Source organism: Acinetobacter sp. MD2, assembly GCF_035615575.1.
Taxonomy (GTDB): domain Bacteria; phylum Pseudomonadota; class Gammaproteobacteria; order Pseudomonadales; family Moraxellaceae; genus Acinetobacter.
The window spans coordinates 570,909-588,572 of record NZ_VTDK01000001.1 but is presented as its reverse complement, the minus strand read 5'-3'; the positions used below and the strand labels follow the sequence as shown (position 1 = coordinate 588,572).

Annotated in this window: 8 protein-coding genes and 1 pseudogene; 7 read left to right on the top strand and 2 right to left on the bottom strand. The window is 41.5% G+C overall.

Annotated features, from left to right (window positions below; translation table 11 throughout):
• Positions 1–44: 44 nt before the first annotated feature.
• Positions 45–1,103 carry a type II asparaginase gene (locus FXN70_RS02810; protein ID WP_324645956.1) on the bottom strand — a complete coding sequence of 353 codons (1,059 nt, stop codon included), beginning with the start codon at positions 1,101–1,103 and terminating at the stop codon, positions 45–47.
• 570 nt (positions 1,104–1,673) lie between these two features.
• On the opposite strand from FXN70_RS02810, the gene FXN70_RS02805 reads away from it, so the two are divergent.
• The 5 genes from FXN70_RS02805 to FXN70_RS02785 all read left to right on the top strand — a co-directional run bounded on the left by FXN70_RS02805 (position 1,674) and on the right by FXN70_RS02785 (position 10,917).
• Positions 1,674–2,870 carry an efflux RND transporter periplasmic adaptor subunit gene (locus FXN70_RS02805; RefSeq protein ID WP_324645955.1) on the top strand — a complete coding sequence of 399 codons (1,197 nt, stop codon included), beginning with the start codon at positions 1,674–1,676 and terminating at the stop codon, positions 2,868–2,870.
• A 3-nt stretch (positions 2,871–2,873) separates the two neighbouring features.
• Positions 2,874–5,978: an efflux RND transporter permease subunit gene (locus tag FXN70_RS02800; protein WP_324645954.1), complete on the top strand. Its 3,105-nt coding sequence runs from the start codon at positions 2,874–2,876 to the stop codon at positions 5,976–5,978.
• Entirely contained in the window at positions 5,975–9,100 is a 3,126-nt protein-coding gene (locus FXN70_RS02795) for an efflux RND transporter permease subunit (protein ID WP_324645953.1), read from the top strand. Before FXN70_RS02800 ends, FXN70_RS02795 begins: the two co-directional genes overlap by 4 nt.
• A complete protein-coding gene (locus FXN70_RS02790; protein ID WP_324645952.1) occupies positions 9,087–10,484 on the top strand; it encodes an efflux transporter outer membrane subunit in 1,398 nt (465 codons plus the stop codon). The genes FXN70_RS02795 and FXN70_RS02790 overlap by 14 nt, the downstream gene beginning before the upstream one ends.
• 97 nt (positions 10,485–10,581) lie before the next feature.
• Positions 10,582–10,917, top strand: a complete 336-nt coding sequence (locus FXN70_RS02785; RefSeq protein WP_324645951.1) for an Imm42 family immunity protein — start codon at positions 10,582–10,584, stop codon at positions 10,915–10,917.
• Between the two features lie 39 nt (positions 10,918–10,956).
• Here the strand turns inward: FXN70_RS02785 and FXN70_RS02780 are convergent.
• Positions 10,957–12,138: pseudogene (locus FXN70_RS02780) on the bottom strand (IS3 family transposase).
• 340 nt (positions 12,139–12,478) lie between these two features.
• Here FXN70_RS02780 and tkt point away from each other — a divergent pair.
• Positions 12,479–14,470, top strand: a complete 1,992-nt coding sequence (tkt, locus tag FXN70_RS02775; RefSeq protein WP_324645950.1) for a transketolase — start codon at positions 12,479–12,481, stop codon at positions 14,468–14,470.
• A 501-nt stretch (positions 14,471–14,971) separates the two neighbouring features.
• Positions 14,972–17,452: a membrane-bound PQQ-dependent dehydrogenase, glucose/quinate/shikimate family gene (locus FXN70_RS02770; protein WP_324645949.1), complete on the top strand. Its 2,481-nt coding sequence runs from the start codon at positions 14,972–14,974 to the stop codon at positions 17,450–17,452.
• The last annotated feature ends 212 nt before the right edge of the window (positions 17,453–17,664 follow it).

Below are 17,664 nucleotides of genomic sequence, written 5' to 3'. Positions count from 1 at the left end.
ACCTGAATGGGGTCGGGATTTAATCGTTCTAAGCATAAAGTGATTTAGTATTCATAGAACATACGTTGAATTTCTTTAGCATCTTTTGTTTTAGTGAGTGCAAGTGCGGTGAGTAGACGTGCTTTTTGTGGATTTAAATCATGTGCAACGACCCAACCATATTTATCATCAGGTTGCTCTGCATTACGCAAGACCAAACCTTGAGGTACGCGAGATGCGCGGACAATTTGCACACCTTCCGCTTGTAATTTAGTTAAGGTTGGTACGATATAGTTCGCCACCGAACCATTGCCTGTGCCTGCGTGAATAATTGCTTTTGCGCCTGCTTGTTGTAAGGCCAAATAGGACTGCGGTAACATATTATCTGAACCATAAACAATCCCAACTAAAGGTAGCGTGTCACCTTTAATTGATTCGATATTAAATTCTGAATTGTTATTAAAACGTTTTACTGAACTTCTAAACCAATAAGGCTTTGCTTCAACCACTGAGCCAAGTTCTCCCCATTGGCTTGCAAACGCATTGGTATGTACATTAATGGTTTTAGTAACATCGCGTGCGGCAAAAATACTATCGTTCATCAGTACCATCACACCTTTGCCTTTAGCACTTTCCGCAGCTGCAAGTGCGACTGCGCTATATAGGTTGAGTGGGCCATCTGCTGAAAGTGCAGTGCCTGGGCGCATTGAGCCCACAACAACAATCGGTTTATCGGTATGAACAACAAGGTTTAAGAAAAATGCAGTTTCTTCTAACGTATCTGTACCGTGAGTGATGACAATGCCATTTACATCAGGTTTTTTTGCTAAATCATTGACTTGGCGTGCAAGATTTAATAATTCTTTATCGGTGATACTTTCGGATGCAATTTGTAGTGCCTGAACACCACGAACATTGGCTAATTCTTGTACCTGAGGAACGGCATTAATCAGCGCATCTACAGGTACTTTTGCGGCCGTATAAGTTGCACTATTGGTTGAGTTTGCTCCTGCCCCAGCAATTGTGCCGCCCGTAGCAACCACGACAACATTATTTTTCGCAAAAGCAGAAAGAGGGAGCGTTAAACTCAAGGCAATAGTTAGAGCTGTTAGTGCGCGTTTCATTCGATTAATCCTTATTAAAGTTTTTTTAATTCAGCAATTTATATGCCAATTCATTTGGCGATTAAAGCTTATGCTATAAATATATATTTTGCGATAGCATAAAAAACCAATTTCGTAATATTGCTATGCTTGATTGCCATTTTTACTGTAATTAAAAGCAGTAGATATCTTTTATGTGCATGAAAAGGTAGGTTTTAGTGCAAAATTTGGATTTAAAAAAGACATTAATTTTGTAGGGTGGTCGATTTGATGAGCAATTTATTTTCTTTTACAAGAAAACCACAGGGTATTCTTTAAAATTTGGTTTTTTTATTTTAGCGCTATTAATCTGATATTTTCTGTAAAAAATAAAGTGAGCTTTCATTGCAGATAAAACAAAAAATTGTATGTTTTATAACAAGTTTCATATTTCTTAGGGTTTTATCCTGATAAAATAATGGACGATTTTTCAGGATGAAAATTTTACAGTCGCACAGACGTTAGTACTTACTGTTCGTGTTGTTGGTTTTATGCTCCTGTGGATCTATTTATTTGCTCTTTCACCTTCTTATTTCTAAATTGAGTTTCTTTATGTTGAAGAAAAAAAGTACAGTGCTTTGGTTATGCTTGGTGTTATTGCTGGTGGGATTGGCCATTTTCTTTTGGTTGAAGCATAAAAACACTGCGCAGCATGAACGAACTCAAATGCAAAATATAACTGCTGTGCAAGTTGCGGTTGCCGAGCAAAAAAATGTACCACTAAAGTTGTCTGCATTAGGCACTGTAATAGCAAGTCAGACCGTGTCGGTGACCAGTTTAATTTCAGGACATTTACAACATATTTACTTTAAGGAAGGGCAATATGTTCAAAAAGGACAATTGCTGGCCGAAGTCGATACCCGTAGTTATGCCGCGACTTTGCAGCAATATCAAGGGCAGTTGGCGGAAAACCAAGCGCAGTTAAATAACGCAAAACTCATCCTTGCACGTTATCAGCGCTTATACGCACAAGACTCGATTGCCAAGCAAGATTTAGACACCCAAACGGCAACCACCGCGCAGTATCAAGGAGCGATTCAGTCGGCGATGGGGCAAATTGCGGCGGCAAAACTCAATATTCAATATGGAAAAATTACTGCACCGATTTCAGGGTATATTGGTATAAAAAATGTTGATGTTGGCAATTTGGTCAGCAGTGATGCAAGCTCTGCCATTGCCACCATTACCCAAACTAAACCAATTGCGGTGGTGTTTAGCGTGCCGCAAAGTCGTTTAGATGAAGTGGTGCAACCTATACGGAATGGTCAAAAACTAGTGGTTCAAGCCTTTGATCAACAAGGCAAAACGGAACTTGCTGAAGGTGAAGTGAGTGTGATTAGTAATGAAATTGACAGCGCCACAGGTTCAATAAAGCTCAAAGCCATTTTTAATAATGCCGACAATACACTTTTTCCAAATCAATTTGTGAACGTGAAATTACAAACGGGTAATTTAAACAATGCCATTGTGGTACCAAATGCTGCGGTACAAGCCAGTAATAACGGACAATATGTATTTGTTATAGATAACAACGCAACCGCACATAAAGTGATGGTGACGACGGGCACTCAAACTGAAGATGGTCAAACCGTCATTACATCGGGGGTAAAAGTGGGGCAAAAAGTTGTCACAACAGGCGTGGATGCCTTAGGCAATGGTGCTAAAGTGAATGTTGTGCAGGCTAAGCAAGTCGACTTAACGGTTTTAGATGATGCGACCACTAAAAAATCAGGACATCACCGTAAATAAGCCATGAATCCATCTCGTATTTTTATTCAAAGACCAATTGCCACCATGCTAATGATGATTGCCATCATTTTAAGTGGACTCTTGGCTTATCGAAGCTTATCTATTTCTGCATTGCCTGAGGTAGATTATCCCATTATTCAAGTCACTACACAGTTTCCGGGTGCAGGGGCGGAGGTGATGACCAGTGGCGTGACTGCGCCACTTGAGCGTCAATTGGGGCAAATGGCAGGTTTGAACCAAATGTATTCGACCAGTTCGGGTGGTGCATCGGTGATTACCTTAAAATTTAACTTAGATACATCGTTAGATGTGGCCGAACAAGAAGTTCAAGCCGCGATTAATGCCGCCGACTCATTATTACCTTCTGAATTACCGAATAAACCCACCTATAAAAAAGTTAATCCTGCTGATACTCCAATTTTAACCCTTGCAGCCACTTCAGACACCTTGCCACTGACTAAGGTGCAAGACTTGATGAATACGCGTGTGGCACTGAAATTATCGCAAATTTCAGGAGTCGGTTTGGTCAGCCTTGCAGGTGGGCAGCAAACAGCGGTGCGTATTCAGGTTAATCCAACCTTGCTTGCAAACTATGGTTTAACGCTAAGTGATGTCAATACCATTATTAATAATGCCAATGTGAATGGCTCTAAAGGTGGATTTGATGGTGTCGCGCGTTCAGTCACCATTGACGCCAATGATCAACTGCAAACCCCTGAAGAATATAAAAACCTGATTTTAAAATATGAAAATGGGCAAGCGCTGTATTTACGAGATGTCGCAACGGTTGAACAAGCCGCGCAAGACCAATATCAAGAAGCGTGGGCAAATGGTAAACCTGCCATTATTGTCAATATTCAGCGCCAACCCGGTACCAATGTGGTATCTATTGTTGACACCATTCGGGAAAAATTGCCTGAGCTTCAAGCGAGCCTACCTGCATCAGTTAAAATTTCAACCTTGTCCGACCGTACCGATACCATTCGTGCGTCTATTTCAGATGTGCAGTTTGAATTGATGCTCGCGATGGCATTAGTGGTAATGGTGTCGTTCTTATTTTTACGTACCTTTGCCACCACGCTTATTCCAAGCTTGGCCGTGCCTTTATCGATTATTGGTACGTTTGGGGTGATGTATTTATCAGGGTTTTCAATTAATAACTTAACATTAATGGCGCTGACCATTGCCACAGGTTTTGTGATTGATGATGCGATTGTGGTGGTCGAGAACATTCAACGGCATATTGAAAATGGTGAAGAACCGCTGCAAGCTGCGCTCAAAGGCTCACGAGAAATTGGTTTTACCATTATTTCTTTAACCATTTCTTTAATTGCGGTGCTGATTCCATTGCTGTTTATGGGAGATGTGATTGGGCGCTTATTTCGTGAGTTTTCCATTACGCTTGCAGTGTCTATTTTGGTGTCGATGTTTGTATCTTTAACACTCACACCCATGTTAAGTGCCTATTTACTTAAACATGTTCCCGAAGAACAACATAACCCTGTGGTGCGTGGGTTCGGTCGTGGTTTTGATCAACTGCTTAAGTTCTATGAAAAATGTTTGCAATGGGTATTGGCACATCAAGGCTTTACTTTAATTGTGGCGGTGTTATCACTGGTGGTAACAGCCGCGTTATATGTTTGGATTCCAAAAGGATTTTTCCCAGCCCAAGACACAGGTAAAATTCAAGGCATCACGATTGCTTCGCAAGATGTTTCATTTAATGAAATGGCCAAGCGCCAACAGGCCTTAGCCGCAGCATTACAACAAGACCCTGCGGTGGATTCGATTGCCTCGATTGTTGGGGTAGATGCGACCAATAACAGCGCCTTAAATATGGGGCGTTTGCAAATTAGTTTAAAAGATTTTTCCGAGCGAGATAAAGCCGATGATGTGATTGCACGACTCAAACAACGTGCTGCAAATATTGCAGGTATTCAGCTGTATGCAATTAAAAGCCAAGATTTAAATGTGGATGATCAGGTCACGCCAAGTCAGTATCAATTGACTTTAGATACATCGACTCAGGCAGATTTACAGCAATGGGTTCCAAGCTTTGTCGATGCGTTAAAACAACGTCCTGAATTCAAAGCTGTGAACACTAATTTACAAGATCAGGCTAAAGTTGCGTATGTGGAAATTAATCGTGATGCCGCAAGTCGTTATGGTTTAAGCGCAAGTGATATAGATGCTGCTTTGTATAATGCTTTTGGGCAACATTTAATTTCGACCATTTATACTCAAGCCAACCAGTATCGTGTGGTGTTAGAAGTTGCACCGCAGTATAAGCAAGATTTATCGGCTTTTTCAAACATCTATTTAAAGGCAACCACGACAAATTCAACGACGAATACTTCAACCGCTTCAACGATGGTGCCTTTAAGCAACTTAATTACGGTGTCAGAAAAAAATGGTTTTATGACCTATGCGCGCCGTGACCAAACTCCTGCTGCAACGGTCTCGTTTAACTTGACCGATGGTTATTCGGTTGAGCAAGCGCGTCAAGCCATCGCTGAGGTCAAGCAAAGCATACATTTGCCTGATACGGTGAATTTACAATATCAAGGTTCACTTGAAGCCTTTAGTTCTGCCAGTAGCAACACATTGTGGCTAATTTTGGCGGCGGTGATCACCATGTATATTGTGCTTGGGATTTTATATGAAAGTTGGATTCATCCGATTACGGTACTTTCAACTTTACCATCTGCGGCGATTGGTGCGCTATTGGCGTTAAAATTAACAGGTACAGAGTTTAGTTTAATTGCCTTAATTGGAGTCATTCTTTTAATCGGGATTGTGAAAAAAAATGCCATTATGCTGATTGACTTTGCCCTAGAAGAAAAAAAGCAGGGCAAAACACCGCTTGATGCAATTTATCAAGCCTGTATGTTGCGTTTTAGACCCATTCTAATGACCACCTGTGCGGCATTACTGGGTGCTGTACCACTCATGTTGGCTTCGGGTTCAGGGGCAGAATTACGTCAGCCTTTAGGTTTAGTGATTGTTGGTGGCTTAATCTGTAGCCAACTTTTAACTTTATTTACCACGCCCGTTATTTATTTGGCTTTTGAGCGCTTAACGCAAGCTAAGAAAAAGGATGCGGCATGAATTTCTCTAAGATTTTCATTACCCGTCCCATCGGTACGCTCTTGGTGAGTTTGGCACTCACTTTGTTGGGCGCTTTGGCATTTCGATTTTTAGCGGTTGCACCCTTACCGAAAATTGACACGCCAACCATTGTGGTTTCGGCAAGTTTGGCAGGTGCAAGCCCTGAAACTATGGCGGCAACGGTAGCAACGCCACTTGAACGTGCGATGGGGCAAATTGGTGGTATAACAGAGCTGACATCGACCAGTGGGCAAGGTTCAACCCGTGTGGTGGTGCAATTCGATTTAAATCGAGATATTGATGGTGCTGCGCGTGATGTACAAGCGGCCATTAATGCCGCAAGAAGCTTATTGCCGAGCAGTATGAAGCAATTGCCGAACTACCGCAAAGCCAATCCATCGGATGCGCCCATTTTAATGTTGGCATTGACATCTGATACCTTGAATCGTGGGCAATTGTACGATTTAGCTTCGAGTAAGTTGCAGCAAAAAATTGCACAGGTGAAAGGCGTAGGGCAAGTTTCAATTCGTGGCGGTGCTTTGCCTGCGGTGCGAATTAATCTTGAACCACAACAACTCAATAGCTATGGCATTGCTTTGGACACCGTACGTCAAGCCGTTAATAATGCCACCAGCAATGCGCCACGTGGATTATTAAGCGGTGAAAAACATACGTGGTGGATTAATGCCAATGGACAACTCAGCAAAGCCAAAGACTACGAAAACTTAGTCATTGCTTATCGGAACGGTGCAGCGGTACGTCTACACGATGTTGCAACGGTCACTGACTCAGTTCAAGATGCCTACTCGGCAGGCTATTTTAATAATCAGCCTTCGGTTTCAATTGCCGTAACCCGCCAAGCGGGCGCGAATATGCTTGAAACCATTGATTCGATTAAAGCTTTATTGCCCGTTCTGAACCAAATGTTGCCCAATGGCACCAAAATTACCACGGCAATTGATCGCTCTTTAACAATTCGCAGTGCCTTACATGAAACTGAACGCACCTTAATGATTGCCATTTTATTGGTGATTTCGGTGGTGTTTGTGTTTTTAGGCAAAGGTCGAGCGGTACTAATTCCCGCCATTGCATTGCCCATTTCCATTGTAAGTACCTTTGCTGCCATGTATGTGCTAGGTTATACCTTAGATGCACTGTCGATGATGGCATTAATTATTGCCACAGGCTTTGTGGTGGATGATGCGATTGTGGTGTTAGAAAATATCACTCGGCATATCGAAGCTGGTTTAACCCCGATGCAAGCGGCGATAAAGGGCAGTCGTGAAGTGGGGTTTACTGTGCTTTCTATGACAGCTTCACTGATTGCGGTGTTTATTCCACTTTTGCTTATGGATGGTGTGCTTGGGCGTTTGTTTCGAGAATTTGCAGTCACGTTGTCGGTTGCATTAATTATTTCCTTGTTTATTTCATTGACCTTAACGCCCATGCTGTGCGCGCATTTATTAAAACATGCGCCACAGCAACAAGAAAACAAGGTCATGGCGGCCATCTCTCGTGGCTTAAATTCATTGCAACGGATTTATGTAAGCAGTTTAAACCGTGTGATGCAGCATAAACGCATCACCATGTTGGTGTTGCTCATCACTGTTATTGCCAATGTTTTTTTATACAATGTGGTGCAAAAAGGCTTATTTCCCGAACAAGATAACGGCATGTTATTCGGTATGTTACGTACCGATCAAACCACCAGTTTTCAGGCGATCGAGCCTCGCTTAAAGTCGATTAGTCAAATGTTGCAACAAGACAAAGACATTGAATATGTGTTGGCATCGACAGGTGGGGGTGGTTTTGGATCGCGTAATTCTGGTCAATTTTTTGTGCGTTTAAAAGACCAAAATCAACGCAGTGAAAGTGCAATGCAAATTGCTAATCGTCTGAGCCAAAAAACCAAAGATATGGCGGGTACATCGTTATTTTTAATGCCTGCACAAGATTTGCGTGTAGGTGGTCGTAGTGCCAATGCCACGTATCAATACAGTGTACAGTCGGATAATTTACAGACGCTACGAGAGTGGAGTCCGAAAGTGTATGCCACTTTAAAAAAACTGCCAGAATTAACCAGTGTGGATAGTGATGCAGAGTCGGGCGGGTTGAATGTTAAAGTGGTGATTGACCGCGATGCTGCCAAGCGTTATGGGTTGAATGTAAAAGAAATTGATACTTTCTTGAATAATGCCTTTAGCCAACGCCAAATCGCAACGCAATACCAAATGCTTAATCAGTATTATGCTATTTTAGGTTTAGACAGCCGTTATACCCAAGACCCTGCGGTATTGAATCAGCTTTATGTACTCACCAGTAGCAATCAAAAAATTGCGATTTCAGACTTTGCGCATTTAGAGTCGACCACTGCGCCGTTGTCGGTTGCACATCAGGGGCAAATGGCAACCACCACCATTGCGTTTAACTTAGCCGATGGCGTGTCTTTGCAACAAGCGCAATTGGCAATTGATAAAGCAATGGCAAGTATTGGTGTACCCGACGGTATTCATGGTAGTTTGCAAGGTACAGCGCAGGTGTTTCAAAGTTTGGTTAAACAAATGCCATGGCTGATTTTTGCGGCCCTTGCAACAATTTATATTTTACTTGGAATATTGTACGAAAGTTGGATTCATCCAATCACCATTTTATCGACCTTGCCCTCGGCAGGGGTTGGGGCATTGGTTTTAATGATGATGACCAATACTCAGCTGACCATTATTGCTTTAATTGGTATTTTATTGCTGATTGGCATTGTTAAAAAGAATGCCATTTTAATGATTGATTTTGCCTTAAGTGCAGAGAAACAGCAGCGTATTGACCCCGAACAAGCCATTGTTCAGGCCTGTGACCAACGTTTTCGACCAATTTTAATGACGACATTGGCGGCATTTTTTGGTGCATTGCCTTTAATTTTACAAACAGGGGCTAGTGCGGCATTGCATCGTCCACTTGGTATTGCAATTTGTGGTGGATTGGTTTTTAGCCAATTGCTCACTTTATATACCACGCCAGTAGTCTACGTATATTTAGACCGATTCGGCCATTGGGTAAAATCGTTTTGGAAAAAACCACATCTACTTAAATCTGTGAATGATGAGCAAGATTATGTTAAAAAATAAATTATCACTGGCTTTATGTGGTTTAGTGTCGTTATTTTCGGGATGCACAGTGGGGCCAAGCTATCAACAACCACAAATGTCTACACCTGTGCAATATAAAGAAGCTCAAGGCTGGAAAGTGGCGAATCCGCAAGATCAAAACTTACGTGGTGCATGGTGGCAGATGTATCAAGACAGCACATTAAATGTGTTGGTTGAGCAAGTGGTGCTGTCGAATCAAAATGTAGCACAGTATGCGGCTAAATATGCTCAAGCGGCGGCTTTGGTCGGTCAAGCCAAAGCAGGGCAAATGCCATCTGTTTCGGTCAGTACAAATGCAAGTCGTGCTCAATCGGAAAATTCAAGTCCAAACAATAGTTTGAGTGCCAAAGCGAACTTAAGTTGGGAGCTAGATTTATGGGGCAAGCTCAAACGCACCACTGCTGAAAATAAAGCTTCGGCACAAGCCAGTGCCGCAGATTTAGCCAATGCAACTTTAAGTGCTCAAACGACTTTGGTGCAAGACTATTTTGCCTTGCGGGTTTTAGATAAACGGATTGCACTGTACGATCAAACCATTGCAACTTATCAACGTTATCACAAAGTATTGTCTGCCAAATATAAAGAAGGCATCATTGCAAAGTCTGACTTAACCCAAGCTGAACAATCTTTATATAGCACGCAGTCGGCGCGTGAAGATTTGATTTGGCAACGCGCACAATATGAACATGCGATTGCCATGTTAATTGGGAAAATGCCCGCTGAATTTAATTTACCAACCCATCAAGGTACTTTAGCAACCATTCCCGATATTCCTTTAACTCTGCCAAGTCGCTTATTAGAGCGCCGTGCTGATATTGCCGCTGCCGAGCGTAATTTGGCTGCGGCCAATGAAACGATTGGGATAGCAATTGCAGGTTATTTCCCCGATATCAGCTTGTCAGGTTCCGGAGGCTATTCAGGCAATCGTTTCGCGAATTTAATTAGCGCGCAAAATTTAGTATGGTCGTTAGGTGCATCGGCAACGCAAAGTATTTTCGATTTTGGCGCCAATAAAGCCAAAGTGAAACAAGCGCAAGCTGCTTACGATGCTGCGGTTGCGCGCTATAAACAAACTATTTTAGAAGCTATGCAAGGCATTGAAGATGATTTGGCAAAGACCAACAGTTTAGCTAAAGAACTTGTGCATACTCAACAGGCTTTGGCGGCTGCATCTGAAACCGCGCGAATTAAACGTAATCAATACAATGAAGGCATGATTGATTACACTGATGTTGCCAGTAGCGAAGCAACTCGATTGTCGAATGAACAAAGTGTATTACAGCTAGAGTCGATACAATTGCAGAATAGTGTGGCATTGATTAGTGCCTTAGGCGGTGGTTGGGATGTGAGTTTATTGCCATAATCATTTGAGTTCTTTAAATAGGGGTTTTATATTGAGTTGCATAAAATCTCTTTTTGGCTAAAGTGAGTGTGATCTAATCAAACTCAAAGGTGTATAAATGATAATCAAACACAATGAAAATTTTTTTATACAGTGGGACATTATTTATCGCTTAGAAAATAATTTGAATTTAGGTGTTTTTAATTTTTGGATCAATGATACATGTTATCCAGCACAGGGCATAAATATTACTTTAAATTCACTTTTTCATATCTTGGTCTGTAATATTAAAACAATTAATGGACTTGATCGTGATTTAGGTGGCGCTTTAATAGGTGAAATCGATTTTAGTGATTTCGAAAGAAAAGATCTCGTATGGTTGGATACTGGTGAGTTGCTTCAATTTGGTTTTGGTCTTGTATTGGGTTTTTATAATCATCAAGAGCGTTTGTGATGTGTGCTGAATTAGCAGGAGACTTTCACTTGGGAGATTTTAGGCAGCTAACTTGTAAAAGTCCTCTGCCATTTGATTTGGTGTCTTAAAATCCAAACCTTTTTGAATTCTTCGCTGATTATAAAATAACTCAATGTATTTTGTAATATCCGCTTTGGCTTCTTCCCTTGTTTTATAGCTATGATGATGAACCAACTCATTCTTGAGTATGCCCCAAAAGCTCTCAATCGGTGCATTATCAAAGCAATCGCCTTTTTTACTCATTGAACCTTGAAAACCATATTTTTCAAGTATGTTTCGATATTCATGACTGCAATATTGGCTACCTCTGTCTGAATGCACAATGAGGTCCTTAGCTGTTTTTTGATTGCGAATAGCCATATTCAATGCATCACAAACAAGCTTGGCTGTCATGCGCTCATTTAAGCTGTAGCCAACCACTTGTTTAGTGTACAGGTCTTTTACAGCCGCTAAGTACAACCAGCCTTCAGTCGTCCATATATACGTAATATCACTCGACCTGAGAAGCACTGCTTCGCAAGGATTTGGTTTAGTCATTGAGAATTGTTGCTCAAGCAAATTTTGGATAGATCGCTCGGTTATGGTCACTGTTAGTCGTTCTTTTGAAGCGCTTGTGGCGCTTACAATAAAGCTGATTTAACTTTTTTATCTGACGTATTGCATATGTACTAATTTTTACGCCTTGAGCCTGTAAATGCTTGGTTAAGCGAATATAGCCATAGCTCTGTTTAGTTTCCTCATGCGCTATTTTGACCAAAATCGTTTGTTGATTTCGTTGAACTGATCGTTTACTTGCACCTCGTTTTAGCCAATCATAAAATCGTGAAATAGATACATGAAATAATCGAGCCATCAAAATAATCGGAAATAAGTGTCTTTGCGATTTCATATAGGCGTACCTCACTGACTTTCTTTGGCAAAGTACGCTGCTGCCTTTTTTAGAAATTCGCGTTCCATTTCAGCAGTTTTGAGCTGTTGTTTAAGTTTTTTATTTTCTTCGAGTAAAGCGTTTAGATCAGGTGAATACTGTTTAGTACCAGCTAAAGTCCCTTCTTTTGCCTTATTGTTCCAATGCGAAAGGGTCTGCATGGAAATGCCGAGTTCTCTAGCTGTTTTGGATACATTACCTTGATTAGCTTCTATAGCTTTGATGGCTTCAGCTTTAAATTCTGCCGTATACGTCTTGTGTTTCTTGCTCATGGTAAACTCCTGACGAGTATGTATAGTTTACCAAGTTAAATCATCCTGTTTTTTCAGCACACATCATTGTTTTATACTTTCGATGATGAAAAGTCTTATTCCGAAGTGGTGCTACCTAAAGGAACCTTACTCGCTACACTTAGCGGATTGTCTGAATATATGTGATAGATCATCGGTCTTAGTACAAGGTCTAATTGCCGATATTGACTATTTCACTTGCGAGATTTAGAAATTATGTAAATCTAATCACAAATAAGCTTTACCCACCCTCATTTTTTTAAGACAATATGTGCGTTTGATTTTTTTACTTTTTCAACTTTCGAAAATTGGATTCTGACCTATGACAACCCCTTTAAACGAACGTCGTGTTGCAAACGCAATTCGTGTACTCGCTATGGATGCCGTGCAACAAGCAAATTCAGGCCATCCAGGCGCGCCAATGGGGATGGCAGATATTGCCGATGTGGTGTGGCGTGAATTTTTAAACCATAATCCAACAAATCCACAATGGGCGAACCGCGACCGCTTTGTATTGTCAAATGGTCATGGTTCAATGTTGCATTATGCGTTACTTCATTTAACAGGCTATGACTTGTCACTTGAAGATTTAAAACAATTCCGTCAATTGCATTCAAAAACCCCGGGTCACCCAGAATTGGGCTATGCACCGGGCATTGAAACCACCACAGGGCCATTGGGTCAGGGTATTGCCAATGCCGTTGGTTTTGCACTTGCTGAAAAAACATTGGCAGCGCAATTCAATAAAGATGACTTAAATGTGGTTGACCATTTCACTTACTGTTTCTTAGGTGATGGTTGCTTAATGGAAGGGATTTCGCACGAAGTCTGTTCATTAGCGGGAACTTTAGGTTTAGGCAAACTGATTGCCTACTATGATGACAACGGCATTTCAATTGATGGTGAAGTTGAAGGCTGGTTCTCGGACGACACAGAACAACGTTTCAAAGCCTATGGCTGGCAAGTTCTTCGCGTTGATGGTCACGATGCTGCTGCACTTCGCCAAGCAACAATTGAAGCAAAAGCTGAAACTGCAAAACCAACGCTTATTATTTGTAAAACCATTATTGGTTTAGGTTCACCAAATAAACAAGGTAAAGAAGATTGCCACGGTGCGCCACTTGGTAAAGATGAAATTGTATTAACGCGTCAAGCATTAGGTTGGACATCTGAAACTGCTTTTGAAATCCCTGCCGATATTTATGCAGCTTGGGATGCAAAAACGAAAGGTCAAACAACGGAAGCCGCTTGGAACGATGTATTTGCACAATACCAAGCAAAATATCCAACAGAAGCGGCTGAATTGGCACGCCGTTTAAATGGTGATTTACCGGCTGAATTCTTAGCGCAAGCGGATGCTTTTATTGCGGCAACCAATGGAAAGGCAGAAACCATTGCTACACGTAAAGCGAGCCAAAATACCTTACAAGCCTTTGGTCCATTACTGCCTGAATTTTTGGGTGGTTCTGCCGATTTAGCAGGTTCTAACTTAACCCTTTGGAAAGGTTGCCAAGGCGTACAAGACAACCCAGCGGGCAACTACGTGTACTACGGTGTGCGTGAATTTGGCATGACCGCAATCGCTAACGGTGTGGCTTTACATGGTGGTTTCATTCCTTACGTTGCAACATTCCTCATGTTTATGGAATATGCACGTAATGCCGTGCGTATGTCTGCGTTAATGAAACAACGTGTGATTCATGTCTATACCCATGACTCAATCGGTTTGGGTGAAGATGGTCCAACGCACCAACCGATTGAACAAATTGCTTCACTTCGTGGTACGCCGAACCTCAATACTTGGCGTCCATGTGACACCGTTGAAACAGCGATTGCATGGAAATCTGGTTTAGCACGTAAAGATGGCCCAACAGCATTAATTCTTTCTCGTCAAAACTTAGCATTCCAAGCACGTACTGAAGCACAAATTCAAGATGCTGCCAAAGGTGGTTATGTTTTAGCAGCTGAAAAAGGTGAATTAAAAGCGATTATCATTGCAACAGGTTCAGAAGTTGCATTGGCAATGGACGCATATGCACAACTTGAGGGTGTGCGTGTAGTATCTATGCCATGTGCTGAAGAATTTATGAAGCAAGACGCAGCTTATCGCGAAGCAGTTCTTCCTGCCCACATCCGCGCTCGTGTTGCAGTAGAAGCTGCACATGTAGACTACTGGTGGAAATTTGTTGGTTTAGACGGCAAAGTGATTGGTATGACGACTTATGGTGAATCTGCTCCAGCGAAAGACTTGTTCCAGCATTTTGGTATTACCACTGAAGCGGTTGTCGAGGCTGTTCGTAGTTTAACTGCATAAATATTGATTCAATGATCGAGATCTAGGTATACATGTTATGCCTAGATCTTTTTTTGTGTAATTCAACATAAAATAATTTATTTTTGCTTATGCTTTACAAAAAAAATTTCTTAGCATAACTCATCAATTTTAAAATAATACTGTATATCTTTAGTGCAATTTTTTGGTAATTGGTTTAATTAAATCTTATAAATTAGAAATTCTTACTTTCATAATCAATACTATAGATATACCGCTTTATTCAGGCTATTTAATCAGTGGATATTTTCAGATTTTAATCAGTATTCAAGTGCGCTATTTCCACTCAAATATTTTATATCACGGCTCTAACATAAGAGTTGCATTCATTCTTTAGTAGTATAAAATTTGCCGTCTTTTATTTGGCTGGCATTTTAAGCGGACTTAAGTCTTAAAATTGCTATTTTTTTAGCCTTTTATTCTTGATGTGATAATGTTTTGCATCGTCTAAAAGCGGTTTTCTGATTTGAAAAAGGAGGTTTTATGAACCTAGAATCAAATCTTGGTAAAAAATCGAATATCTTTTTGTTTATTTATTCATTAATCACCGCTGTGGTTGCCATTGCATTGCTTTATTTAGGTGTGCAATTGGTGATGGTTGGTGGTTCTTGGTATTACTTGATTGCTGGTGTTGTCACCGCATTATCAAGTTTTTTAGTGGCAAAACGTCATGTCGCAGCCATTTGGTTGTTTGCAGTGTTTGCGATCGCAACATTCGTCTGGGGTTTATCAGAAGCAGGTTGGGATGGTTGGGCACTCTTGCCACGTTATAACTGGATTATTGTTTTAGGTTTTTTCTTGTGGGCACTACAATCGCCACTTCGTAAAGCTTTTGCAAAAAAATCACAAAATATGATGCCACTGATCTATACAGGGTTAACGGGAGGAATCTCTTTAATCATGTTGGTGACCATCTTAATTCCGTTATTTAACAATCCTCATACCAATTTAGCGGCTGAGGGTGCATTGGCACATGCCAATGAAAACTACGGACGTGAAACCATTGGTAACATTTCTGGCAATTTAGCAGGAAGCAATAATGCAAGCAGTTGGACGGCGTATGGCGGTTCGAACCTTGCACAAAAATTCTCTCCTGCCAAGCAAATTACGCCTGACAATGTCGCGCAATTACAACAAGTGTGGAGTTACGACACCAAAGGCTTGGCTCAGATGAAGGGCATTAAGTCAAAATGGTCGGCTGAAGCTGCACCGCTTGTGGTTGATGGCACCATGTATTCTTGTAACCCAATGGGTCAAGTGTTTGCATTAGATGCGAAAACAGGTCAAGAAAAATGGCGTGTCGATCCAAAGACCAATAAAGAAGCATTTGTAAATAATGGTTCAACGATTTGTCGTGGCGTATCAATTTATAAAGCACCACAAAAATTACAGCAATGTCAAACACGTATTCTTTGGGGTACGATGGACAGTCGCTTATTGGCTGTGGATGCACAAACAGGTGAAGCGTGCCGTGACTTTGGTCATAATGGTACGGTTAATCTGAATGACAATATTGGTAAAACCATTACTGGTTTTGTTGCTGTAACTTCTCCACCTGCGATTATTGATGGTGTGGCGGTGATTGGTCACAAAATTACCGATGGTGAAGATTACCGTGCGCCGTCAGGTTTGGTTCGTGCATTTGATGCTGTAACCGGTCAAGTGAAATGGGTTTGGGATCCAGCTCGTCCATTGAACAGCAAGCCATTAACAGGTGCGCAAAACTACCGTCAAGCAACGCCAAACGTATGGACAATTATCTCTGCGGACGATGATTTACACATGGTGTACTTAGGTACAGGTAATGCGTCAGGTGACTTCTATGGTGCACAACGTACCAAAGAAGATGGCATGTACAACACCTCTGTTGTTGCGGTTGATTCACGTACAGGTGCGCAAAAATGGAAATTCCAAACTGTACATCACGATGTTTGGGACTTCGATATTGGTCCACAACCGACCTTAACTGACTGGAAAACTGACAAAGGCAACCGTCCTGCATTGATTCAAGCGACAAAATCGGGTGAGATTTTTGTACTCGATCGTGAAACAGGCAAGGCGTTAATGCCGATCAAAGAAATTCCAGTACCAACTGATGGTGTAGATAAGAAAGAAAAACTTTCCCCTACACAGCCAATCTCTGCAGGTATGCCGAACACCGTTGGCGCACCGGGTAAAGATTATGAAAAACTGACCGAAGCATCGACATGGGGGATTTCTCCATTTGACCAAGCGATGTGTCGTATTCAGTTCCATAAAATGCGTTACGATGGTTTATATACACCGCCTACACTGAAAACCAAAGATAACTTAGGTTCAATTGGTTATCCGGGTAACCACGGTGGTATGAACTGGGGTGGAATGTCAATCAACCCAGCGCTTGGCATTATGGTGATTAACACTGAACGTCTGCCGTATCAGATTTATCTCATCAATCGTGATGAAATTAAAAATGAGAAATCGGTGTACCAAAATCCAGGTCATAAAGCGAGTGTGATGCCACAAATTGGCTTGCCATATGGTGCGAAGAAACAACCGTGGATGTCGCCATTAAACATGCCATGTATTGCTCCACCATGGGGTTACTTGGCTGCTGTGGATATGCGCACCAAAGAAGTGTTGTGGAAACGTCCACTGGGTACAGGTTATGACCAAGGTCCAATGGGCATTCCATCTCGTGTGAAACTTGACATGGGTACACCAAGTGACAGTGGTTCAATGACGACTGCTGGCGGTTTAACCTTTATTGGTGCGGCAATGGATAACTTCATGCGTGCCTTTGATGTGAAAACCGGTAAGATGGTGTGGGAACAACGTCTAGACGCAGGCGCAGGCGCAATGCCGATCAGCTATGAAATTGATGGCAGACAGTATATTGCAGCCTATGTCGGCGGTAATGGTGCAATGGGTACCAAACTTGGCGACAAGATTGTGGTATGGGCATTGCCTGAAAAGAAAAAATAAGTAGTTTAGATATTAAAAAATGAGGAGCTTTGGCTCCTCGTTTTTTATATATAGTGAAGTTCTTAATTAAAATGCGAAAAAACTTAAATGGATGTTAAAAACTATTCCCAGAAAGATCATCAATTATCTGTTCTAAATGCATATTTGGATTGTATGAGTACCTTAAACAGTGGTTGCGTATCATATTGTTTTTTTATGGAACCCATACCTAA

What these genes read in the sequence shown, in the direction of transcription:
- FXN70_RS02810 (WP_324645956.1), bottom strand. Translation starts at nt 1,103, where the DNA reads ATGAAACGCGCACTAACAGCTCTAACTATTGCCTTGAGTTTAACGCTC.
- FXN70_RS02805 (WP_324645955.1), top strand. Translation starts at nt 1,674, where the DNA reads ATGTTGAAGAAAAAAAGTACAGTGCTTTGGTTATGCTTGGTGTTATTG.
- FXN70_RS02800 (WP_324645954.1), top strand. Translation starts at nt 2,874, where the DNA reads ATGAATCCATCTCGTATTTTTATTCAAAGACCAATTGCCACCATGCTA.
- FXN70_RS02795 (WP_324645953.1), top strand. Translation starts at nt 5,975, where the DNA reads ATGAATTTCTCTAAGATTTTCATTACCCGTCCCATCGGTACGCTCTTG.
- FXN70_RS02790 (WP_324645952.1), top strand. Translation starts at nt 9,087, where the DNA reads ATGTTAAAAAATAAATTATCACTGGCTTTATGTGGTTTAGTGTCGTTA.
- FXN70_RS02785 (WP_324645951.1), top strand. Translation starts at nt 10,582, where the DNA reads ATGATAATCAAACACAATGAAAATTTTTTTATACAGTGGGACATTATT.
- tkt (WP_324645950.1), top strand. Translation starts at nt 12,479, where the DNA reads ATGACAACCCCTTTAAACGAACGTCGTGTTGCAAACGCAATTCGTGTA.
- FXN70_RS02770 (WP_324645949.1), top strand. Translation starts at nt 14,972, where the DNA reads ATGAACCTAGAATCAAATCTTGGTAAAAAATCGAATATCTTTTTGTTT.